The sequence below is a fragment of the Pseudomonas marginalis genome (genome assembly GCF_001645105.1).
Lineage (GTDB): Bacteria > Pseudomonadota > Gammaproteobacteria > Pseudomonadales > Pseudomonadaceae > Aquipseudomonas > Aquipseudomonas petroselini.
Genome location: NZ_LKEG01000025.1, coordinates 7,986 through 28,877 on the forward strand (window position 1 = coordinate 7,986; position 20,892 = coordinate 28,877).

22 protein-coding genes are annotated in these 20,892 nt (G+C 56.2%); 15 read left to right on the top strand and 7 right to left on the bottom strand.

Translation table 11 applies throughout. From position 1 onward, the window contains the following. Positions 1 to 120 precede the first annotated feature (120 nt). Both AO064_RS04190 and ggt read left to right on the top strand, forming a co-directional pair. A complete protein-coding gene (locus AO064_RS04190; protein ID WP_064052499.1) occupies positions 121 to 1,380 on the top strand; it encodes a cation:dicarboxylate symporter family transporter in 1,260 nt (419 codons plus the stop codon). Between the two features lie 249 nt (positions 1,381 to 1,629). Beyond that, positions 1,630 to 3,294 carry a gamma-glutamyltransferase gene (gene ggt / locus AO064_RS04195; protein ID WP_244159479.1) on the top strand — a complete coding sequence of 555 codons (1,665 nt, stop codon included), beginning with the start codon at positions 1,630 to 1,632 and terminating at the stop codon, positions 3,292 to 3,294. Between the two features lie 148 nt (positions 3,295 to 3,442). Here the strand turns inward: ggt and AO064_RS04200 are convergent, their stop codons facing one another. Beyond that, entirely contained in the window at positions 3,443 to 3,838 is a 396-nt protein-coding gene (locus AO064_RS04200) for a winged helix-turn-helix transcriptional regulator (protein ID WP_064052501.1), read from the bottom strand. A gap of 112 nt (positions 3,839 to 3,950) precedes the next feature. Here AO064_RS04200 and namA point away from each other — a divergent pair, with 112 nt between their 5' ends. The 6 genes from namA to AO064_RS04230 all read left to right on the top strand — a co-directional run bounded on the left by namA (position 3,951) and on the right by AO064_RS04230 (position 9,644). Next, complete coding sequence (gene namA / locus AO064_RS04205) at positions 3,951 to 4,991, top strand: NADPH dehydrogenase NamA (RefSeq protein ID WP_064052502.1); 1,041 nt, start codon at positions 3,951 to 3,953, stop codon at positions 4,989 to 4,991. A 68-nt stretch (positions 4,992 to 5,059) separates the two neighbouring features. Beyond that, entirely contained in the window at positions 5,060 to 5,443 is a 384-nt protein-coding gene (locus tag AO064_RS04210; RefSeq protein ID WP_012724348.1) for a nuclear transport factor 2 family protein, read from the top strand. 69 nt (positions 5,444 to 5,512) lie between these two features. Then, a complete protein-coding gene (locus tag AO064_RS04215) occupies positions 5,513 to 6,532 on the top strand; it encodes an alpha/beta hydrolase (protein WP_064052503.1) in 1,020 nt (339 codons plus the stop codon). Between the two features lie 229 nt (positions 6,533 to 6,761). Further along, positions 6,762 to 7,199: a nuclear transport factor 2 family protein gene (locus AO064_RS04220; RefSeq protein WP_064052611.1), complete on the top strand. Its 438-nt coding sequence runs from the start codon at positions 6,762 to 6,764 to the stop codon at positions 7,197 to 7,199. 303 nt (positions 7,200 to 7,502) lie between these two features. Further along, positions 7,503 to 8,225, top strand: coding sequence for a GntR family transcriptional regulator (locus tag AO064_RS04225; protein WP_064052504.1), 723 nt, complete (start codon positions 7,503 to 7,505; stop codon positions 8,223 to 8,225). A gap of 180 nt (positions 8,226 to 8,405) precedes the next feature. Then, entirely contained in the window at positions 8,406 to 9,644 is a 1,239-nt protein-coding gene (locus AO064_RS04230; RefSeq protein ID WP_064052505.1) for an alpha/beta fold hydrolase, read from the top strand. A gap of 108 nt (positions 9,645 to 9,752) precedes the next feature. Here AO064_RS04230 and AO064_RS04235 read toward each other — a convergent pair whose 3' ends face one another. Both AO064_RS04235 and AO064_RS04240 read right to left on the bottom strand, forming a co-directional pair. Further along, positions 9,753 to 10,514, bottom strand: coding sequence for an SDR family oxidoreductase (locus AO064_RS04235; RefSeq protein ID WP_064052506.1), 762 nt, complete (start codon positions 10,512 to 10,514; stop codon positions 9,753 to 9,755). Between the two features lie 17 nt (positions 10,515 to 10,531). Next, positions 10,532 to 11,158: a glutathione S-transferase family protein gene (locus tag AO064_RS04240; protein ID WP_064052507.1), complete on the bottom strand. Its 627-nt coding sequence runs from the start codon at positions 11,156 to 11,158 to the stop codon at positions 10,532 to 10,534. Between the two features lie 147 nt (positions 11,159 to 11,305). Here AO064_RS04240 and AO064_RS04245 point away from each other — a divergent pair, with 147 nt between their 5' ends. The 5 genes from AO064_RS04245 to AO064_RS04265 all read left to right on the top strand — a co-directional run bounded on the left by AO064_RS04245 (position 11,306) and on the right by AO064_RS04265 (position 14,840). Beyond that, on the top strand, positions 11,306 to 11,809 hold the full coding sequence (locus AO064_RS04245; RefSeq protein WP_034105483.1) for a flavin reductase family protein: 504 nt from the start codon (positions 11,306 to 11,308) through the stop codon (positions 11,807 to 11,809). A 33-nt stretch (positions 11,810 to 11,842) separates the two neighbouring features. Further along, on the top strand, positions 11,843 to 12,490 hold the full coding sequence (gene ribB, locus AO064_RS04250; protein ID WP_064052508.1) for a 3,4-dihydroxy-2-butanone-4-phosphate synthase: 648 nt from the start codon (positions 11,843 to 11,845) through the stop codon (positions 12,488 to 12,490). A gap of 97 nt (positions 12,491 to 12,587) precedes the next feature. Then, complete coding sequence (locus AO064_RS04255; RefSeq protein ID WP_034105481.1) at positions 12,588 to 13,004, top strand: carboxymuconolactone decarboxylase family protein; 417 nt, start codon at positions 12,588 to 12,590, stop codon at positions 13,002 to 13,004. Positions 13,005 to 13,050: 46 nt separating this feature from the next. After that, on the top strand, positions 13,051 to 14,172 hold the full coding sequence (locus AO064_RS04260; protein WP_064052509.1) for an LLM class flavin-dependent oxidoreductase: 1,122 nt from the start codon (positions 13,051 to 13,053) through the stop codon (positions 14,170 to 14,172). A gap of 140 nt (positions 14,173 to 14,312) precedes the next feature. Continuing rightward, the gene (locus AO064_RS04265) at positions 14,313 to 14,840 is read left to right on the top strand and encodes a DUF1097 domain-containing protein (RefSeq protein ID WP_082893876.1); all 528 of its coding nucleotides are present in this window, start codon (positions 14,313 to 14,315) and stop codon (positions 14,838 to 14,840) included. 14 nt (positions 14,841 to 14,854) lie between these two features. On the opposite strand, the gene AO064_RS04270 is transcribed toward AO064_RS04265, so the two are convergent. Beyond that, positions 14,855 to 15,730, bottom strand: coding sequence for a LysR family transcriptional regulator (locus tag AO064_RS04270; protein WP_064052511.1), 876 nt, complete (start codon positions 15,728 to 15,730; stop codon positions 14,855 to 14,857). Between the two features lie 63 nt (positions 15,731 to 15,793). Next, positions 15,794 to 16,807, bottom strand: coding sequence for a helix-turn-helix domain-containing protein (locus AO064_RS04275; RefSeq protein ID WP_064052612.1), 1,014 nt, complete (start codon positions 16,805 to 16,807; stop codon positions 15,794 to 15,796). Between the two features lie 385 nt (positions 16,808 to 17,192). On the opposite strand from AO064_RS04275, the gene AO064_RS04280 reads away from it, so the two are divergent. Together AO064_RS04280 and AO064_RS04285 are read left to right on the top strand one after the other, a co-directional pair. Continuing rightward, positions 17,193 to 18,638, top strand: a complete 1,446-nt coding sequence (locus AO064_RS04280) for an APC family permease (RefSeq protein WP_064052512.1) — start codon at positions 17,193 to 17,195, stop codon at positions 18,636 to 18,638. A 97-nt stretch (positions 18,639 to 18,735) separates the two neighbouring features. After that, positions 18,736 to 19,317, top strand: a complete 582-nt coding sequence (locus AO064_RS04285) for a TetR/AcrR family transcriptional regulator (RefSeq protein ID WP_064052513.1) — start codon at positions 18,736 to 18,738, stop codon at positions 19,315 to 19,317. Here AO064_RS04285 and AO064_RS04290 read toward each other — a convergent pair. Together AO064_RS04290 and AO064_RS04295 are read right to left on the bottom strand one after the other, a co-directional pair. Next, positions 19,314 to 19,970: an NAD-dependent epimerase/dehydratase family protein gene (locus tag AO064_RS04290; RefSeq protein ID WP_082893877.1), complete on the bottom strand. Its 657-nt coding sequence runs from the start codon at positions 19,968 to 19,970 to the stop codon at positions 19,314 to 19,316. The genes AO064_RS04285 and AO064_RS04290 overlap by 4 nt on opposite strands. After that, positions 19,967 to 20,638: an SDR family oxidoreductase gene (locus AO064_RS04295; RefSeq protein ID WP_064052514.1), complete on the bottom strand. Its 672-nt coding sequence runs from the start codon at positions 20,636 to 20,638 to the stop codon at positions 19,967 to 19,969. Before AO064_RS04295 ends, AO064_RS04290 begins: the two co-directional genes overlap by 4 nt. Positions 20,639 to 20,892 lie beyond the last annotated feature (254 nt).

Genomic DNA, 20,892 nt, shown 5'->3' on the forward strand with positions numbered 1-20,892 from the left:
TAAATAATAAAAACCTGGCGCACGCCAAAGAGTGCGTCAGGAAAATATAAATGAGCTGGAAGCTCATGAATCTAGCTACTGCCGTCACGCAGTCCTTTCATTCCAACAAAAAGGCTAGACATGAAACGTATCCCCTTAGTTTGGCAAATCGTTGCCGGGCTGTTGCTTGGCGTGCTCGTGGGTTGGTATTTCAATACCCACCCGGAAAATCAAGTTTGGGTCAGTACCGAAATCCTTAAACCGCTCGGGGATATCTTCATCAAAATGATGAAGATGGTCGTCGTGCCGATTGTTTTCTGCTGCATGATCCTCGGCATTGCTGGGGGCGGTGATAACAAATCGTTCGGTCGCATGGGCGCAAAGTCGTTGATCTACTTCTTTGCAATCACCAGCCTCGCCATCGTGCTCGGCTTGTGTTTCGCCAACATGTTCGAGCCGGGTAAAGGCACCGAAATCGCGGGCATCGCGCACAACGCAGCAGCCGTGCATATGGAGCCGTCGAAAGGCGCGCTGATCATCCTGCAGAACATCGTGCCCGATAACGTGATTGTCGCGATGTCGGAAGGGAAGTTGCTGTCGGTACTGTTCTTTGCGGTGCTGCTGGGCATGGCGTTGAACACGTTGCCAAAAGCCAAAAGTGCGCCGGTTGTAGCGGTTGTGCAGGGCTTCTCCGACGCAATGTTCAAGGTGGTATCGTTCGTCATGGCCTACGCACCGATCGGTGTATTCGGCATGATCGGCGCCACTGTAGCGACCTTCGGATTTGCCTCGTTGCTGCCGTTGCTCAAGTTGATCGGTGTGGTGTACCTGGCGCTGATTACCTTTGCCCTGGTGATGCTCGGCGGTATCTGCTACCTGATCGGCGAAAACGTCTTCAAGTTGATCAAGTACTTCCGCGATGAGCTGATTCTGGCCTTCTCCAGTGCAGCTTCTGCGGCTGTCATGCCGCAGTTGATGACCAAGCTGGAAGCCTACGGCGTGCCTCGGCGAATCGTCAGCTTCGTGGTGCCGGTGGGTTATGCGTTTAACCTGGACGGTGCTTCGATCTTCCTGGGTGTGGCGACGATCTTCATTGCCCAACTCTATGGCATCGATCTTTCGTTGACTCAGCAAATTCTGCTGGTGGTCACGATGGTGCTGACGTCAAAGGGCGCTGCGGGTGTACCTGGGTTTGCCATCATCATTCTGTCGGCTACTTTGGCGTCTGCCGGGCTGCCGCTGGAAGGGGTCGCGTTGATTGCCGGGATCTTCCGGATCATCGACAGCGGCACTACCACCTTGAACGTGCTGGGTAATGCAATTGCACCCCTGGTTATCGCCAAGTGGGAGAAAGCACCCTTGGAGAGAAAAAGCGCTGTAGGGGGCGAACAGAACGCTTAATCAGTGACACACAAGAGCCTTCCACGTTAACCGCGTCGAGGGCTCTTTTTTTGACTGATAAACCAATAAGAAGATGTTGCGTATTCATTCTTTTCAGGCGCTGGGGTGCTCGGTTCAGATAACGAATCGCGCCCTGTTAGTTGCCACTGTGCTGCCATTATTTATAAAAAAAACAGGTGGTCTATGTGCAAGAAATCAGTGTTCTATCGGACGCGTCGCTGCGTTGCACTATGGATGGTGTTGCTATTTATGGGAACTTATCAACTGGCGGTCGCCAGCCCACGCACGGCATTGACGCATTCTGCGGTGGCCGTACCTGACCAATTTGCTGCGGACACGGCCAACGCAATCTTTGCCAAAGGCGGGAATGCCGTGGATGCGGCTGTCGCCGTTGCCTTTTCCCTGGCCGTGACCTACCCCGAAGCCGGGAATATCGGCGGCGGCGGTTTCATGACCGTCTACTTCAAGGGCAAACCCTACTTTCTCGATTACCGCGAGCGTGCGCCGCTGAAAGCGACGCGAGACATGTTCGTCGACAGCTCGGGTAAAAAAGTGATTGCTGCCGACCAACCGCAAGGCAGTGTGATCGGCCACCGGTCGGTGGGCGTACCGGGTACGGTCGCCGGTTTGTGGGAAGCGCACAAACGCTTTGGCAAGCTCAAATGGACGCAACTGATCGAGCCGGCCATTCACTATGCGCACCATGGTTTCGTCGTCGATGAAGCACTGGCCAGTATCGCTACGAGCGAAAATGAAAAACGCTTTGCCGGTAAAACCAACTTCGCTGAACATTTTGGCAAGCTGCAGGCAGGCACTACCTTCAAGCAGCCTGAACTTGAGGCGGTTCTCAAGCGCATCGCCGCGCAGGGACCGAAAGGTTTTTACGCTGGTAAAACCGCTGCGCTGATCGTGACCGATATGAGTGCCAATGGCGGGCTGATCAGCACGCAGGACCTGGCCGACTACAAAGCCGTGTGGCGAGATCCCATACAAGCCAACTGGAATGGCTTTCAGATTGTCACCGCTCCACCGCCCAGCTCCGGCGGGGTCGCGCTCGTGCAACTGTTGAAGATGAAAGAGATGCGCCGCGAGGACTTCCAGGGCGTGCCGCTCAATTCCGCGCGCTATATGCACCTGGTGGCGGAGATCGAGAAGCGGGTGTTTGCCGATCGGGCGCATTACCTGGGCGATCCCGATTTTTACACGGTGCCGGTGCATGAGTTGATCGACGAGCACTACCTGGCGGGTCGGGCGTCGCAGGTCAATTTGTCGGTCCCTTCGGACACCGATAAGGTCGTCGCCGGCCTGAATATTGAATCGCCGGAAAAACCCCAGACCACGCACTTCTCAATCGTCGATAAATGGGGCAATGCCGTTTCCAACACCTACACGCTCAATGGCTTTTTCGGCTCCGGTGTAGTCGCGGAAAAAACCGGCATTTTGCTCAATGACGAGATGGATGACTTTTCGGCACTGGCGGGGGTGCCCAATCAGATGGGCGTCGTGGGCACTGATACCAATGCTATCGAACCCGGAAAGCGGCCATTGTCTTCGATGACTCCGACGATTTTCCTGAAGGACGGCAAGGTCGCCCTGGTCATTGGTACACCGGGTGGTTCGCGGATTTTTACGTCTATCTTCCAAGTTGTCAGTAACGTGTATGACTTCCACCTGGGGCTGAAAGACGCGGTGGGTGCGATGCGTTTTCACCACCAACTACTGCCTGCCAACACGATCTTCTGGGAGCCCTACGCGCCGATTTCCGGGCAACTGGCGGCGGACCTTGACGTCGCTGGCTACTACCTGGCTAACCAGGGCTTCAACGGTGATATTCAGGCAATCCGCGTTGAGCATGGGGTGCCTGAACCCGTATCTGATCCCAGGGGGAGGGGCGTCACGTCCATCGCCAAGTAGCGGGTCAATCCGCTCGTCTGGCTTACGAGCATTTGGCCAGAGGCACTCGGTAAGGGGGGGCATCCAGGTGGATCGAGATCCACCAGAGCCCACGCCCCAGTGCTAGTTCTTTATCCTGCGCTGAGGCGTTCGCCTGCCTGACAAGAATCTAAAGTTGGGCGAGCGATTCAAATGAATTTGCACCAATCTCAGCGCGCCTGAATGCCAGGATGGCACGCTCATGCACCGCTCCCCACTCCCGCATCGCGCTGATCAGTGGGGCAAGCGTGTTGCCTAATGCTGTTAGGGAATACTCGACCTTGGGCGGGACCTCTCGATAGATTTCGCGATGGATAACCTTATCTGTCTCCAGCTCTCTGAGTTGTAGTGTGAGCATTCTCTGGGTCACATCTGGCATCAGCCGGCGCAATTCGTTGAACCGCTTCGTTCCTGACATCAGATGGAACAGTATGAGCGATTTCCATTTGCCGCCGATGACATCCACCGTAAAGGCGACAGGACAGGCAAACGCTTCAACTTCACTCTGTGGGGTGCATTTCTTCAAAGGGATCTCCTAGGTATAAAAAATGTACCTACAGCACAAAAATGTGCGTACTTACGCGAATCGGATGTGCACATTATCATTATTCCATATCGATCACTATGGAATTGGTTAGATGAGTTTGCTGCTGTCCCCTCATGAAATCAAAGGCCTTGAACTGAAAAACCGCGTGGTCATGTCGCCCATGTGCATGCACATGGCTGCCGATGACGGCTTTGTCACTGAGTGGCACCGAGTGCATTACGGTGCTCGCGCCTTGGGCCAGGCGGGGCTGATTTTCCCCGAGACGCTGGCAGTTCACGCCGATGGCCGTATCGGGGCCGGTGACCTCGGTATCTGGAGCGACGCGCACGTCGTCGGCTTGAAAGCGCTGACCGAACTGCTTCACAGCTTTGGTGCCAAAGCCGGTGCTCAGATCGGCCATGCGGGGCGCAACGCTGACCTGCCCAATCTCATTCACATCGCGCCATCGGCTATCCCGTTCACGGAAACCAGCCCCGTGCCTCGCGCACTCGCGGCTGACGAAATTCCGGGTTTGGTGAAGCTCTATGGCGATGCCGCACGACGCGCCAGTGAAGCGGGCTTTGATGTGCTTGAGATCCATGCCGCACATGGTTATTTGCTGAGTGAGTTCCTCTCACCACTCGCCAATACCCGCGACGACGAATATGGCGGTGATGCCAAGCGTCGCTATCGCTTCCTGCGCGAAGTGCTGGAGGAAGTCAAAACCCATTGGGGCGATCGCCCTCTGTTTGTTCGTATCTCCAGCTCTGATTACGCCGAAGGCGGGAATACCCCCGAGTCGTTCCTTGAATACGGTCGCTGGATGAAAGAGCAGGGCGTCGATCTGATCGACTGCAGCTCCGGCGGGATCAAGATGATCAAGGTGCAGACCTATCCTGGTTACCAAGTCCCGGCCGCTGAGTTGCTGCGCAAAGAATTGCATATTGCCACGGGTGCGGTGGGTGTCATCCAGAGTGGGCGTCAGGCCGAAGACATCCTGCAAAACGGCCGAGCTGACTTGGTGTTTGTCGGCCGGCAAATGCTGCGTGATCCGTTCTGGGTGCGCACTGCAGCAGATGATTTGAAAGAAATCATTGAGATTCCTGCTGCCTACACGCGTTACGGCTCTGTATGGCTTGATACCAAAGCCTGAACATGTCCACGTCGAACGCGCGCCGCTGCGGCGCGCTAATCCTCAATCCTATGAAGCAGGAGTTAACCATGAGCAAACCTACTTACGTACACGAATACCACGCCATCACCGAGGTGCTGAACCAGTACATCGAGGGCTGCAAGCAAGCAAAAAGCAGCCTCATGAAGCCTGCTTTCAATGAGCAAGCGACCATGTTTAGCGTCGATGGCGACGGTAAGCTGGCCGGTGGCGCAATTCCAATCCTGTTCAAGGGGATTGATGAGGGTTTTCGCCCCTCTCCAGATGCACCGGCAGCTATCGTCCGCATTGAGATTGTCGGTACGGCGGCTAGCGCGCGCATCGACGCCAACGACATGTCAGGCATTTCTTTCACCGACTTTTTCCATCTGCTGAAAGTCGATGGCAAGTGGACGGTCGTCAGCAAGATCTTTCACACCCACGTCGCGGCTTGAACCTCTGTCGTCCTTGAGTCTGCTGTAGCTGATTGCTTCCCGGCACTCAGCCATACAAATGGAACCGTCATGAAAACCCTTACCTCCGCTCTCGCTTTTACGGTCGTTACTCTTGCGCCGGGTAGTGCCTCCGCCACCACATACCCGGGAGTTGAGCACAACACGGCGAAACTCTTGCAATCGCTTGAAGGTGTGCCGACGTTCGATTCCATGAAGCCGGTCGATGCCCGTGCCGCGCTGGCGGGCGCCCAGGCTGCCCCTCAAGTGGCCTTGCCGGCAGCTGATGTCAGTGAGAAGACGATCCGCGTCAACGGCAGCGATCTGAAGTTGACCATCGTGCGCCCGGTCGGTAGCCAACAGAAGACGCTGCCCGCGTTCATGTATTTCCATGGCGGCGGCTGGGTGTTGGGCGACTTCCCGACCCACGAACGACTGGTGCGTGACCTGGTGGTAGGCTCGGGTGCGGTGGCGGTCTTCGTCAACTACAGCCTCTCGCCAGAGGCGGCATATGGCGTCGCCACCGAGCAAGCCTATGCCGCGACAAAATGGGTCGCCGAAAATGGCAAAGACATCAAGGTAGACGGCACTCGCCTCGCCGTAGCCGGCAATAGTGCTGGCGGGAACATTGCCGCCGTAGTTGCCCTGATGGCGAACGAGAAGGGTGGACCTGCACTGCGCTCGCAAGTGTTGCTGTGCCCAGTGACAGATTCCAATTTTGACACGCCGTCGTACAAGGAGTTTGCCAACGGCTATTTCCTGACGAAGGACATGATGGCGTGGTTCTGGGACAATTACGCACCCGACGCCGAGACACGCCAACAGATTTACGCTTCTCCACTGCAGGCCACGACCGAGCAGTTGAAGGGCTTGCCGCCGACGCTGATCCAGACAGCCGAATTCGATGTCCTGCGCGATGAAGCTGAAGCTTACGGCCGCAAGCTCGACGCTGCGGGTGTGCCTGTGAAGACGGTTCGCTACAACGGCATGATTCACGATTTCGGTCTATCGAATGGCTCCAGCCATCTGCCGACGCCGCGCAGCGCGATTGCGCAGGTATCTCAGGAACTTAAGTCCAACCTCAGCGAGTAACTTCAGAAAAAGCAACGGCAAGTCACGCTGAAACTGCGGGCTTCGTTGTTGAATACACATCGTCATCTCATTCCGAGGCTGCCTGCGCATCGCAGACTTTCGGAGCATCTGTTGCGTTTGTGCGGTTGAGCATATTCCAATAATTACACTCCTTATGAAGAGCAACTAAATGAAAATTATATCTATTAAGCCGTTGTTTTTTTTTGCCTTGATTTCGAGCTTTGGCGCGATGGCTCAAGCAGAAAACTCACCGAACAATCCGACAGTTATCAGTAGTAAAACAGTAAGCAGCGCTACGTATGTAGAAGACTATCAAGCTATCACTAAGGTGCTTAACGCGTATATTGAGGGTTGCAAGCAGGCCAACAGCAGTATGATGAAACCTGCCTTCAATGAACACGCGACGATGTACAGCGTCGGCGCCAATGGCAAACTTGAAGGCGGCGCGATTCCAATCCTGTTCGAGGGGATTGACAAGGGTTTTCGCCCATCTCCGGATGCGCAGGCTGCTATTACTCGTATTGAAATCGTCGGTAATGCCGCGAGTGCTCGCATTGACGCCAATGGTATGTCCGGCCTCTCTTTCACGGACTTCTTCCATCTGCTGAAAGTAGAGGGCAAGTGGACGGTTGTTAGCAAGATTTTCCAAACGCATGAAGCACCTTAATCAGTTTAAAGCGACTCCTTAAACTCGATCATTTGGCTAGGCGTTCGAACGCTATAGGTCGGACGCCTTACTGACTCTTTCTTATATATCTTCCTATTCCTGCTAACGGCGCAGCGCACAATCGTGTCCGCAAATTCTGCTTGGGTAGCTGTTTAGCGCTTGGTTCACATACAATCAGACAATCTCTCAGGCGCGCACTGCGCTTGCCGGAGGCTCGGGTCTCGGCATTCACCGTTGCCGTACTCGATTGATGACCTGTGAATTGCCTTGAGAAAAGAAGATCCCTATGAGGAGAGAGTGTCGATGAGTGAATCAAGCCTCCAGGTTCCCAAGCGTGGCGCGACCCTGCGTTTGTTGGTGGAAGACAAGATTCGGGAAGCTATCTCCACCGGCGTGCTGCGCCCCGGTCAGCGTTTGGTTGAACGAGAACTGTGTGAGATGACAGGGGTAGGGCGTACCTCCATTCGCGAGGCACTGCGCCAGCTCGAGGCGGAAGGCTTGATTACCTGCAACCCTCACAAAGGGCCGTCGGTGAACAAGATCTCCCTGGATGAAACGCGTCAGCTCTACGCCGTGCGCGGTCTGCTGGAGAGCTTTTCCGGCCAGGAATTCGCCTTGCTCGGTACCGACGCGCAGATTCGACGGCTGGAGGAAGCTGCCGCGATGTTCGAGTTTCGTGCCCAGCAATACTGGCAATACCCGGACCGCGACTTGGATAGCACGCGCGTCGCACGTGATGCCCTGATCGAAGCGAAAACCCAGTTCTATGTGTGTTTGATGGAGGGCAGTAACAACGTCTTTATTGTTCAGATGCTGACGACGCTGCATAACCGCATCACGCTGCTGCGGGCAATGTCGATGACTCAACCTGGGCGGCTCCAGCATTCGGTTGAGGAGATCAAAGAGATCGTTGCGGCGATCAAAGCCAGAGACGGCGCCAGGGCGGGAGAGGCCTGTCGCAAGCATATCCAGCTGTCGGCCAATGTGGCTATCAGCTATCTGGAGCGTGTCGAGGAGGAAGCATAGCTTTGTCCGATTGACAGATTGTCTGCAAATCTGGATATTCATCACGGCGTGGTCTCGCCTTTATCTTGTCGCCTGGCAGTTGATAAATGCGCACCGGTTTGCACTCCATGCAGCCCGCTTTGGGCGGTAGGACACTGACGTGATGACGCGGCACTGCAACAGTGGCGCAGGAGAAAAATAATGACTTTCATCAGTTTGAATGAGCGGCTGGTTGACGCTTACCCGGACCCCGAACTGCGTCGCCTGGCGCCTGGTTTATCGGTGGCTGTCGAGTTCAGGGTAGGCGGGCAGTCCATTGGGCTGAGTGTTGTCGACGGGCGACTATTCAAAGGCTTTACGGGTGAGCCAACGATCCGCATCGAGGCCGACGAACCTGAATGGGCGCGCGTGTTGACTACTCCGCCGGTTGCCACTTATCACAGCTTTACAGCACTGCAGATTGCCAACCCGGCATTTGAGGTGAGCGGCGATGCACAACTGATTGCCCAGGCGCGACCGTTTCTCGAGCGTTTGTTTGAGTTGGTAACCCTGACTCCTTCTACACCGGCACACGCTGTCGAGCGGTCCCTTTCCCAGATTCAAGGCCAGTATGCCGAGGTGCACGCGGCGGGGCAGGCCTACGAGATGTATTACGAAGTGGCTGGCGAGGGCATTCCCTTGCTGTTCCTGCACACGGCAGGTGCTGATGGGCGGCAATATTTCGCGCAGATGGCGGACGTCCAGATGGCGCAGCAATTTCGTATGTATGCGATCGATCTTCCGTTCCATGGTAAATCGATGCCACCGCGAACGTGGGATGGAGCACCGTACCTGCTGACCAGCGAACGTTATCAACAATGGTGCACGGCGTTTATTGAGCAGGTGATCGGCGCGCCGGCCATCGTTGTAGGCGGTTCCATGGGCGCGGCGATGTCCCTGGTGCTGGCTGCCGAACACCCTGAGCAATTGATCGGCGTGGTGGCGTTGGAGCCCCCCTTCCAGTCGCGTGGCCGTCGCAACCCTTACCAGAATCATGTGCAAGTTCATGGTGGGCTGCACAACGGCGCCTATGTACGAGGTTTGATGAGCCCGACCAGCCCTGTTGAGGATCGGCGTCGCGCCAGTTGGATTTACTCCCAGGGAGGGCCAGGTATATACCCGGGTGACCTGGCCTTCTACAGCGACGAGTTCGACGGTGCTGTGACCGCGCCGCGAATTGATGCAGGGCGCACACCGGTGGCGCTGCTTTCGGGCACTTATGATTACTCGGCTACGCCCGCGGACGGCGCCAAACTGGCCGAGTTGATACCGGGTTCGTTTCACCTGGTGATGGACGGGCTAGGGCATTTCCCGATGACTGAGCATCCGGATCACTTTCGGCATTATCTGATGCAGGGCCTGGCCCATGTTGCACAGCGTGCAGGGCTGGCGACGGCCTGACTACGCGTGAACGAGCCGCCGGTCGCACGGTTCGTGTGGCCGGCGGCTTTCGTTTATCCGTGTGCAAAAAAAGCCCGGCATTCACCGGGCAAAGGTCACAGGTAAAGGTCAGTCAACCAGGTGGTTGCCGATCGAAGAGCCACCATCCACCGTCAGGATGCTGCCGGTCGCAAAGCGTGAGCGGTCGGAGGCGAGAAACAGGAAGGCCTCGGCGATCTCCTCCGGCCGCCCCATTCGATTCAACACGGCGCGTGCGTCGAACGCTGCACGCAGTGCCTGCGGGTTATCTGACTGGGCGAAAATCCGGTCGAAGTAGGGACTGTCGATGGTTCCCGGCGCGACGGCGTTCACGCGGATGCCATCTGCAGCATGGTCCAGTGCCATTGCACGTGTGAGCGCCGATACGCCGCCTTTGGAGGCCACATAGGCGGTACGGTTGGCAATCGCGCTGGTGGCTGTATAGGACGTGGTGTTGATGATGGACCCGGACTTCTGCCTGGCCATGACGGGCACCACATGCTTGGCACACAGAAACATGCCTTTGAGATTGACCGACATCAGGCGGTCCCAATCCTCTTCTTCGATGGTGACAACGTTGCCGGTCATGCCGAAGCCGGCGTTGTTTACCAGCACGTCGATGCGGCCAAAATGCTCAATGACCGTTTCTACCATTGACTGTACGTCGGCGTTCACGGCGACGTTGCATGCGATCGCGAAAGCGTCGATCTCATCCGCCGTAGCACGTGCGGCCTCGATGTTCATATCGGCCACGATCACCGACGCCCCGTTTTTTGCAAAAAGTGTGGCCACCGCTTTACCAATGCCGCTGGCGGCGCCCGTGACGATGCAGACCTTATTGTGTAATTCCATAGCACTCATCTCTCTGATCAAACCACCGGGCCGGCCCATTTCTGGCGGAAGGATTGATGCTTGAGCATCCTTGCGTACCAGGCCTTGAGGTTGGGCAACTCCGCCCGGTCGAAGTCCATTTTCAGCCACCGGTGTGCGTGCACGGCCCAGGCAATGTCGGCGATGGTCATCGTTTGCCCGCAGATGTACTCATGTGTGGCCAGGCGCTGTTCGATCCAGCCCCAGACCTTGCCGGCTTCGCGAATCGCGGTTTCCAACGCGGGTGTATCGCGTTTTTCCGGGGCGGTGCGAATCAACTGGAAGAACACCACGGTCTGTGGTCGGGTGAGCTGTGTCTGTTGGCAATCCAGCCACTGGTCGACCACCGCACGGAGCTTGGGGGCCGCCGGATAGAGGGGGCTGGTCGGTGCATAAGCGTTGCACAGGTAACGCATCACTGCGTTGCTTTCCCAAATCGTGAAGTCACCGTCGACCAGGGTTGGAACTAGACTGGTGGGGTTCATCCCGCGGTAATCGTCCTCTTCAAGCCCGCCGAAAACATTGCCCAAGTCGATCCTCTCGTAGGCGAGCCCCAGCTCGTCCATCAGCCAGACGACTTTCATGACGTTGCTGGATTTCATATGGCCATACAGCGTGCGTGGCATGGGTGTGTCCCTCGTTGAATGAAATGCTTGATCACTTATAAAAGTCGTCAGACAATCTGTCAATCATGCAAAATATTTTGACAGATTGTCTGACGATCTGTAGGTTTTCATTCCAACACCCCATGGGACTCCTTGGAAGAGGCAGACATGAAAGAACAACAACAAGAAAAAGAACTCGTTAACGACTTCAAACTGGCGATGCGTCGATTGACATCGACCATCTCGCTGATCACTACGCGCCACCTGGGCCAGCCGTTCGGTATGGCTGCGACGGCGGTGCAATCGGTGACTGCCGACCCCGCCACCATCCTCGTCTGCGTCAATCGCTCGGCCTCCATCAGTACGGCGCTGGAGGTGAGCGGTCGCTTCGCGGTGAACATGCTGCACCTCTCCCACGTCGATCTGGTGCCGATTTTCAGCGGCCAGCTCAAAGGGCAGGAGCGCTTTGAGCATGGCCAGTGGGTAGAGGAGCACGGCGTGCCGGTGCTGGCCGACGCGCAGGCGGCGCTGGTGTGCGAGGTGTGTGAAGTTGCGACGATCGGCTCTCACGATGTGATTTTCGGCCGAGTGCTGTGGGTCGACACTCGTCCGGATATTTCGCCCCTTTTGTACGAAGACGGGCGCTTCGCCAGATCCGCCGCGATCAAGTGATATCTCCTGAGACTTGAGACCGTAGAGGTTGTTATGGGCTTTGCAACGATTGAGAAAGCACTGGAAGTCATCGCCACCGGCGGGATGGTGATCGTGGTGGATGACGAGAGCCGCGAAAACGAAGGTGATGTCGTGATGGCTGCCGAGTTCGCCACCACGCAGGCGTTGACGTTTATGGTCAGCCGATGCCGTGGGATCGTCTGTGCGCCGATGCCTGAACGCATTGCACGGCGCCTGGAATTACCGCTGATGGTGGAGCGAAATACCGACTCCATGAAAACCGCGTTCACCGTTTCTGTCGATTTGATAGCAGGCGTCACCACCGGAGTTTCAGCGGCAGAGCGCGCGTTGACGCTTCGAGCACTTGCGGCGGCTGACACGACGGCACAGGCACTTTCAAGGCCAGGGCATATTTTTCCGCTGATCGCCCGCAACGGTGGCGTTGAAGAGCGCGCTGGTCACACCGAAGCGGCCGTGGATCTTGCTGAGCTGGCAGGGTTGTCGCCGGTAGGTGTGATCTGCGAGATCCTCAAGGATGACGGCAGCATGGCGCGTCGTGCTGATCTTGAGGTTTTCGCACAACAGCACGAACTCATCATTATTTCGATTGCAGAGTTGATTGTGTGGAAAGCAGCGAATGCTGTTAGCACTAAACAAGTAAGGCCCAGTTTGGTGGCATAGCTCTAAACCTGAATGTTTAACCGCAACACTTTAGCGCGATGGCTGTGTAGGCAGTCATAAGGTCGCCAAGTTATTAACTCACCCCGAGGAAGATGAAATGAACAGCCAAGCAAAAATTACTTCGCCCGATGGCAACCAACTTTCCGAGCGTTTCCATGATGGCCTCAAGACCCGCCGTGAAGTGCTGGGTGAAGCTTATGTGGATGGTTCCATTGCCAAGGCCACGGATTTTAACTGGCCGGTTCAGGAGTTGGTGACCGAGTATTGCTGGGACGCTATTTGGAACCGTCCCGGTCTGGATCGTCGCACACGCTCCTTCCTGAACCTGGGCATGATTTCGGCATTGAACCGTCCCCATGAGTTGAAGTTGCATGTGCGCGGCGCGATCAATAATGGTTTGAGCAAAGAAGAAATTCGCGAAGTACTGCTCCAAGTGGCGATTTACTGTGGTGTGCCGGCTTCGATTGATGGCTTCCGCCTGGCGCAGGAAGTGTTTGACGATATGGGCGTCTGACCCAGCGCTCCGTAAGCATCAACAACAATAAAAAGAGGAATGTGAAATGGACATGCAAGAACGCTTTCACGAAACCGGCAACCCTATGTTCAACGACAACGCGCTGAAATTGGGTGTGTTCGGAACCAACTGCTCAAACGCCTGCGCAATCACCACGGCTGAATCCACGTTTGAGCCGACCTTCGAGCACAACGTAAAGATCGCTCAGCAGCTGGAAGCGGCGGGTTGGGAGTGCATGGTACCTATCGCGCGTTGGCGTGGTTTCGGTGGTGAGACCAACTTCAACGGCACCAACATGGAGACGTTCACCTGGGCCGCTGCGATGGCTGCAGTTACCACCAAGCTGCAGTTTTTCTCCACCACCCACGTGCCCACTATTCATCCGATCGTCGCGGCTAAAATGGCGACCACCATCGACCATATTTCCAAAGGCCGTTTTGGCTTGAACTTGGTGACCGGCTGGTTTACCCCGGAAATGGAGATGTTTGGCCGCGAGATGATGGAACACGACCAGCGCTACGAGTACGCGGATGAATGGATGGATATCGTGGCGGCGTTGTGGGCACGTAACGGTGTGGACTACAACGGTGACTTCCACAAAACCAAAGACGCCGTCATGGAGCCCAAACCTTACAACAAGGCTGGGCGCCCGGTGATGATTTGCGCCGGGTCGTCGGGTAAAGGCTTGGACTTCACGGCCAAGCACTGCGATTTCAACTTCGGCTTCATGCAGGACATGGAGAAAGGCGCCGCCTGGGTCAAGCACGTCAAGGACCTGGCCCGCTCCAAGTTCGGCCGGGAACTGGGGACCTTCACATCGTGTCCGGTCATTGTGCGAGAAACGGAAAAGGAGGCGCGCGAATACTACGACTACTACGTCAAAGAAAAGGGCGACCGCGTGGCGTGCGACAACCTGGCCGATGTGCTGCAAGTCCAGTCGCAGAACCACTCCGCAGAGATGTACGCGAAGTTCAAAGAACGCTTCATCGCGGGCTGGGGCGGTTATCCCTTGATCGGTTCTCCGGAGCAAGTGGCCCAAGGCCTGATCGACCTGAAGAAAACCGGAGTCGACGGTACGTTGTTGACCATGGTCGATTACAACGAAGAACTGCCGTTTTTCAATGAGCGGGTAATGCCGTTGCTGAAGCAGGCAGGCCTGCGTAACTGAGTGTTGAGCCATGGCGGCCAGGCTTCATGAACGATGAGGCCTGGCTGCCGTTCGCACGCGGAAAAATGTACAAATCGATGTTTTCCAGAAGCGCCTGATGCACGACAAATAACAATAAACGCGTTGCAGGAGTGAATAGGATGTCGACAAGATTTTCGTTGAATTTGAGTATGTGGATCGGTATTACCGTAGGGCTTTACGTGCTGTTGTACCTGATGAGCCCGCTCGGCTTATTGGGCGCGCTGCCTTGCACCTTTGTTGCGCTGCCTATCTACCTGAGCGGTGGCGCCAGAGCCGACAAACTCGCGGACGCCTGCCTGAGTGCGGTGGCGGGAGTGGTATGGGGCATCATTTTTATTTACCTGGATTCGCTGTTCTCACATCAGGGCTTGCACCCGCTGGTGGCGTCTGCACTGTCGGTTGGCCTGGTCACCATAGCGCTGTGTGCGACGCACTTGCTGTTCACCCCATGGGGGCTGTTTTCAAATATTCCGATGATGTTTGGTGCGGTGGCGTGTACGTTCTTTGTAGGGCCGGACAAGTGGTTTTACATCATGGTCACGCTTTGCCTGGGCGTGCTGTTGGGGTTCATCAACCATTCGGGGCGCAAGTTCCTGGATGAGCGCGGGCGGTGGACGCTGCTTCGCGCGCGCAAGGTCGAAGACTGAACCTCGCGGCCTATCTAGTGCTTTTTCACCGCCTGCTCGGTAATCAGTTGTGCCAGTAACTTCACTGGTTCGCTCAGGCTGCGGCGCGCGCGATGCACCAGGCCGATATCGCGATGGAATGTACGTTGTTTCAGGTCGATCGCGCGCACTTCAGCAGGCCACCCTTTGCGGGTGGCCGTTTCCGGTACCAGGGCCACACCGACGCCGTTAGCGACCAGCTTGATGATCGCATCAAGCTCATCGAGTTCGCAGACTTCATGCAATGAAAAATGGGTCTGTCGCAAGAACCGATCAACCTGGCGCCCGCCAAAAGATGAACGGTCGTAGCGGATAAAGGGCTGGCTCGAAACCAGCTCAGCCCAGTCGTCTCCTGGCATATCGGCCGGGACAATCAGTCGATACGGTTCGCGTGCCAAGGTGGTCCAGCGCAGATCGCTTTGAAGAGAAAAGGGCGGGCGGATGATTGCGGCCATGTCGATTTCACCCGAGTCGACCTGGTTCACCAATTCCATCGAAAGGCCCGGTATGACGCGTGTTCTGCAGGCCGGGGAGCGCTGGTGAAATTCAGCCAGCGCTTCCGGCAGATAAGAGCGTTGAACGGATGCAATCGCACCGATAGTCACCAGAATGCTGGCCGGCAGGCCCACAGAGCTTGTGCCCAGATTTTTAAACTGAAGTACCAGTTCCTGGCCTCGCGCCAGTACTTGATGCCCCATCTGATTGAGTTGCGCCGAACGCCCTTTACGGTCGAACAACTCGACCCCAAGCTCGGCCTCAAGGCGTTGCATCTGCGCGCTGACCGCTGCTTGAGTCAGGCCGATTTTGCTGCCGGCGGCTGCAAACGTGCCTTCTCTCGCTACGGCGATAAGGGTTTTCAGTTCTTTGATCATGCGCAAATAATAGTTATGTTTCGTTTGAAAATATATTCATATTTTTGTCGTTGGAAGGGACTTTCAACTCAGTGGGGGCCAGGTTCCCATCCCGACACAGGGCGGGTTGCGGTACGTTTCCGAAGGTAACTCTCCAAACTGGTTTTTGTAGTACTGGGAGAACATTCCAAAGTGCCAAAACCCCCAGCGCATGGCGGCTTCAGACACCGAAGGCACGCCACTTAAAATGTCTTTGCGGGCGCCGTGCAAGCGCACTTGGCGGATATACGTGCACGGATTGACACCCACCACCTGAATGAATGCGCTGTGCAGTCCACGCCTGCTCATGTGCAAGTGTTCGCACAAAGCCTCCACAGAGTGGTTGGAGGTTGGTTGGCTCAAAATAAACGCGCGCGCCCTGTCTACCATTGCGCGATGAACCCGATGATCGCGCGGTGAAGAGGATGAGGTATGGGACAAACTGCCCATCGCTTCCAGTGCCGCGACGGCGACATCCTCGGAGAGTTGCAGGCGCGTGGCCTCACTGTCGATCGAGTCCGGACACGCCACGGCTGAACCCAGGCCTGATAACAGCAAGGATTTGTATCGAGCGATCCCCTGTGTATCGCCCTTGAGCAGGCAGGCGCCGTTGACCAGGCGGTCGGCGCTCACCCCGTAAAGGCCCTGGGACAGGGTGTTCAGGAATGACACGTCAATTGTCGCCGCCAGGATGTCGGACTTGGTTGTCGCACAGAAACGGGCTTCTTCACCTTGGCGCATGATGAATAACGAGTCGGCCTGCATTTCCCTGTTCTGCCAAGAGCACGTCCCTTCATGCAAGGTCACACCTATCATCACGACATCGGTGTCAGCGACCGAGCGTTGATCGACGGCTTGATTGATCCATTCTCTGAACACTTGGACTCGCCCAAGAGATGCACGCGCGACGCCGCCTTCAAAGTTGCCACAGGAGAGCTGGGTATAGTCCTGCATCCAGTCAGGAAGAATTCTCGATTGAAGGAACGGATCATTTGACCGCTCACATGCCACTCTTGGAAGTGCGCAGGGCGGGAGTGCGGTATCTGGATTGTGCTGCATCACGACAGTCTCCGAAGTCTGCCGTTGAAGCAGCAATGTTCGTTCCAGCTTGCCGCGCGCAATCAGCGCTTCAGATAAAAGAATTGATCGCTAAATGCACGGTAACGAAGCACGGGGTTTTCCTTTTGGTGCGTACTAAAAAACAGTCATGTTTGGCGTGCACCACGCGCCGATATTGGATAGCGGCGAATTTTACGCGGGCGCAACAATGATCACGACGCATGTTGTCGATTCGGCGAGTCGGCGTATCAGGGGGACTCCCTTTAAACGAGCGTCACTTTAGTTGCGGATCAGACAACTGCGAACTTACTGACACCGTCAGGGCAGGGACGTCGAAGGTAGATCAGTGATCTCTTGCGGGAAAACAATATCCATAGGGGCGAATATGCACACTGCAGAGCCAGGCATTACTGATAGCAAACCGGGCTTGTCCGGGTCTTTAGGTGTTACCTCGATTGTGCTGATGGTGATTGCAACGGCCGCGCCATTAACCGTGATGGTTGCCAATACGCCGCTGATTATCTCCATGGGCAATGGCGCCGCAGCGCCTTTTGACGCAATGATTGCAACGGTGATCATGTTTCTCTTCAGTGTGGGTTTCATCTACATGTCGAGGTACATCACCAACGCAGGGGCGTTCTATTCCTATATCCAAAAAGGCATGGGGCGGTCCATTGGGTTGGGATCCGCGACCCTGGCAGTGATCTCGTACTTCATGATCCTGGTGGCGTTGGAGGCTTACATTGGCTTCGCCTTGTCGCAGCTGTTGTTGACCACGCTGGGTATCACTATTTCCTGGTGGCTCCTGGCATTAGCTATTACCGCGTTGGTAGGGATCCTGGGCTATCAGAAGATTGAACTGAGCAGCAAATTCCTGGGTGTGGCATTGGTGCTGGAAATTCTGATTGTGTTGGTGGTGGACGCTGCCATTATCGGCAGCGGCAGTATTGGCCCGGATGCGCTGGAGCCGTTTTCGGCGACCACTATTCTGTCGGGGTCGCCGGGCCTTGGGATCATGTTTGCCATCTATTGCTTCACGGGGTTTGAGTCGACGGTGGTCTATCGCGAAGAAGCGGTAAACCCGAATGTGACCATTCCAAAGGCCACGTACATCGCGGTATTTGTGATTGGCGTGTTCTACGCCGTGTCGATGTGGTGCCAGGTGAACGGTGTGGGGTTATCGCAAGTGGTACAGCAAGCGACCGATCACCCAGGTGATATGTATCTGACCATGGTGGAGCGATTCACCAACAAAGCCTTTGTGGATGTAATGCAGGTTTTGCTGGTGACCAGTCTGTTTGCATGCGTGTTGTCGCTGCATAACATCGTCGTTCGCTATCAATACGTGCTGGGACGCTTTGGCGTGCTGCATTCAAAGTTGGGGAGCGTGCATCAGAAACACGGGTCGCCCTTTGTGTCCTCGGTATTGCAAACAACGTTGTCGCTGCTGGCGGTCGCCATTTGCGCGCTGATCGGGATGGACCCGGTCACCCAGATCTATGCGTGGGGTGCGACAGCGGGAACACTGGGTTACATGGTGATCCTGTCCCTGACGTGCGTTTCGGTACTGGTGTTTTTCCGCCGAAGCGACACGCCACATCCGTTCTGGAACACCGTTGTGGCACCCACCGGCGGGTTCCTCGGATTGGTCGCTTGCCTGATCGTGGCGGTCCAGAATCTGCCCGCGCTGGTTGGCGGTGAGAATGCCGGACTTGCAGCCTCCATCATGGAAATGATTGTGATGATTTCATTTGTCGTGGGCTGTGCCGCCGCCTTGATGATGAAGGTGATGAGCCCTGCGAGATTTGCGCTGTTGAAACAGGTGGGTTGAGTTCCCTTCTTCCTGCTTGCTGCACATGTGAACAACGGCAGGCGCTCCACAGGGCGCCTGCCGCTTGATCGTTTTTTTTGATAGCATGCGCCGCATTATGAAGAAGCCCGCCCATGACATGCGCCAGCACATCATTGATGTCGCCAGGTCGCTGATGACCCAGAAAGGTTACACCGCCGTCGGCCTTACCGAGCTGCTCGCGGCTGCGGGTGTGCCGAAAGGGTCGTTCTACCACTACTTCCGTTCCAAGGATGAGTTTGGCCAAGCGCTGCTCGAAGAGTACTTTGACGAGTACCTCACGCGTGTCGATGTGCAGTTGGCCAGTGAGGGCTCCGGCGCCGAACGTCTGCTGATCTATCTACGCTATTGGGCCGAGACACAGGCGTTTGATCATACCGATCAAAAATGCCTGGTGGTCAAATTGGGGGCGGAAGTGTGTGACCTGTCCGAAAACATGCGCGGTGTGCTTGAGAAGGGTACTGCCCTGATCATCGAGCGGATGATTCGTTGTGTTGAGCAGGGCAAAGCCGATGGCTCCATCGCCGCGTCCGTTGACGCCGCGATGCTGGCTGAAGCGCTCTACCAGATGTGGTTGGGCGCCTCGTTGCTGGTCAAGGTCAACCGGACTCGCGAGCCCTTTGACGCGGCGCTTGAAATGAGCCGACGTTTACTGGCCTAACCTGGCCTTGTCATGCTGCTCGACGTAACAACATGCACGCCTGGTGCCTGATTAATCGCGGCTTCCAGCAGTGCCCGCGCGATCAGCGCCGGGGGGTTGAGTCGCCAGCGCCCTGGCAACAACGGCGCCGCGAGTTTCAACAAGAGGATCATGACGCGCTCGGCAGGGCGCACCTCTTCACGCTTGCCTCCAATGACACCCGGCCGTACATACGTCAGCGATTCAAATCCAACTTTCGCCAGATCCTGTTCCAGGCGGCCTTTGACTTGGTTGTAAAAAAATGAAGACCCTGCATCGGCACCGATAGCGGAATTGAGCACGTAGGTTGACGTGCCGTGATCAGCAGCTAACCTGGCCACTGCCAGTGGGTAGGTATGGTCGACGCGTTCGAAGGCTTCTTTGGAGCCCGCTGTTTTCAGCGTGGTGCCCAGGGTGCAGATCACGGCATCCGCTTGCCATTGCTCTGCCTGTTCATCCAGATGCTCAAAATCGGTGAGGGTCGCGATGAGTTTCGGGTGTGCCGCCAGCGCTTTTCGCGTCGGCGCATAGACCCTTCCGACGCGTGGGTCCGACAGCGCTAAATCCAGGACATGACGCCCGACCAGCCCGCTCGCGCCGACCAGCAGCAGCTTGATGGGGGTTGGTGGGTTCATGCCTGTCGACGATCCCGATCAAACGGCTGAATAGCTTCATCGACCGGCGTAGTGCCTTGGGTCAGTTCGATGATGACGCGACTCACACCGGGCTGTTCGATGATCTGCAACAAGGCGGCGGCGACGTCCTCGCGCGGCACGTCGCCGTAGGGGATGGCAAGACCGGCGTGGACTTTGCCAGTGCCAGGCGAGTCCAGCAACGTGCCGGGGCGGAGAATGACCCAGTCAAGATCGCTTGCAGCGAGGTGCACGTCCGCGCGTTTCTTCACGGCCATATAGTTTTCGAAGGTCTCGGACACCGTTTTGCCACGCGATGCCTCTGGAAACGCCGAAACCAGAATAAAGCGCCGGATACCCGCTAACCGAGCCGCGGCGACAGACAGCTCCAGGCCATGACCGTCTATGGCATCCGTCATCTGTGCGCCGCCTTTGCCGCCGGCACCAGCCGCGAATACCACGGTATCACTGCCCGCCATCAGCTTGGCCAGAGCCTCTGCGTCAAGCTCAAGCAAGTTACCCGCAATGGGGATGGCGCCGAGCGCCTGGAGGCCCTCGGCTTGTTCCGCATGACGGTATAACGAATGTGGTTGATGGCCTCGTTCTGCCAGCTGTTGAGCAAGGCTTCGGGCCACTTTACCCGAACCACCGACGATAAAAACTGAGTGCATAGCTCCTCCAGATCAGGCGATGTTTCACAAAAGGCCCGCCCAAGCGAACCTGCAAACGGTGTTGACGAATGCATGCTTGGTTTTATTCTATATCGCTCACTACAGAATCTGTCAAGCGACGGGCGCTACTCCTTAGAGCCACTTTGGCGCAATAGCACCTGTGTCAGGAGCGAAAAAGCGGCTGATCTCTAACAAATATAATTGTTTAAATTCATACAGATATATTGTTTTAATTGTTTTGCGGGGGCCGCTAG

Bases quoted from the DNA above. Each gene is read 5' to 3' on its own strand.
- AO064_RS04275 (WP_064052612.1), bottom strand. From the start codon at position 16,807: ATGCAGCACAATCCAGATACCGCACTCCCGCCCTGCGCACTTCCAAGA.
- AO064_RS04225 (WP_064052504.1), top strand. From the start codon at position 7,503: ATGAGTGAATCAAGCCTCCAGGTTCCCAAGCGTGGCGCGACCCTGCGT.
- AO064_RS04240 (WP_064052507.1), bottom strand. From the start codon at position 11,158: ATGCCACGCACGCTGTATGGCCATATGAAATCCAGCAACGTCATGAAA.
- AO064_RS04220 (WP_064052611.1), top strand. From the start codon at position 6,762: ATGGCTCAAGCAGAAAACTCACCGAACAATCCGACAGTTATCAGTAGT.
- AO064_RS04260 (WP_064052509.1), top strand. From the start codon at position 13,051: ATGGACATGCAAGAACGCTTTCACGAAACCGGCAACCCTATGTTCAAC.
- AO064_RS04190 (WP_064052499.1), top strand. From the start codon at position 121: ATGAAACGTATCCCCTTAGTTTGGCAAATCGTTGCCGGGCTGTTGCTT.
- AO064_RS04210 (WP_012724348.1), top strand. From the start codon at position 5,060: ATGAGCAAACCTACTTACGTACACGAATACCACGCCATCACCGAGGTG.
- namA (WP_064052502.1), top strand. From the start codon at position 3,951: ATGAGTTTGCTGCTGTCCCCTCATGAAATCAAAGGCCTTGAACTGAAA.
- AO064_RS04295 (WP_064052514.1), bottom strand. From the start codon at position 20,638: ATGCACTCAGTTTTTATCGTCGGTGGTTCGGGTAAAGTGGCCCGAAGC.
- AO064_RS04280 (WP_064052512.1), top strand. From the start codon at position 17,193: ATGCACACTGCAGAGCCAGGCATTACTGATAGCAAACCGGGCTTGTCC.
- AO064_RS04265 (WP_082893876.1), top strand. From the start codon at position 14,313: ATGTCGACAAGATTTTCGTTGAATTTGAGTATGTGGATCGGTATTACC.
- AO064_RS04270 (WP_064052511.1), bottom strand. From the start codon at position 15,730: ATGATCAAAGAACTGAAAACCCTTATCGCCGTAGCGAGAGAAGGCACG.
- AO064_RS04285 (WP_064052513.1), top strand. From the start codon at position 18,736: ATGAAGAAGCCCGCCCATGACATGCGCCAGCACATCATTGATGTCGCC.
- AO064_RS04235 (WP_064052506.1), bottom strand. From the start codon at position 10,514: ATGGAATTACACAATAAGGTCTGCATCGTCACGGGCGCCGCCAGCGGC.
- AO064_RS04245 (WP_034105483.1), top strand. From the start codon at position 11,306: ATGAAAGAACAACAACAAGAAAAAGAACTCGTTAACGACTTCAAACTG.
- AO064_RS04255 (WP_034105481.1), top strand. From the start codon at position 12,588: ATGAACAGCCAAGCAAAAATTACTTCGCCCGATGGCAACCAACTTTCC.
- AO064_RS04290 (WP_082893877.1), bottom strand. From the start codon at position 19,970: ATGAACCCACCAACCCCCATCAAGCTGCTGCTGGTCGGCGCGAGCGGG.
- AO064_RS04215 (WP_064052503.1), top strand. From the start codon at position 5,513: ATGAAAACCCTTACCTCCGCTCTCGCTTTTACGGTCGTTACTCTTGCG.
- ribB (WP_064052508.1), top strand. From the start codon at position 11,843: ATGGGCTTTGCAACGATTGAGAAAGCACTGGAAGTCATCGCCACCGGC.
- ggt (WP_244159479.1), top strand. From the start codon at position 1,630: ATGGGAACTTATCAACTGGCGGTCGCCAGCCCACGCACGGCATTGACG.
- AO064_RS04230 (WP_064052505.1), top strand. From the start codon at position 8,406: ATGACTTTCATCAGTTTGAATGAGCGGCTGGTTGACGCTTACCCGGAC.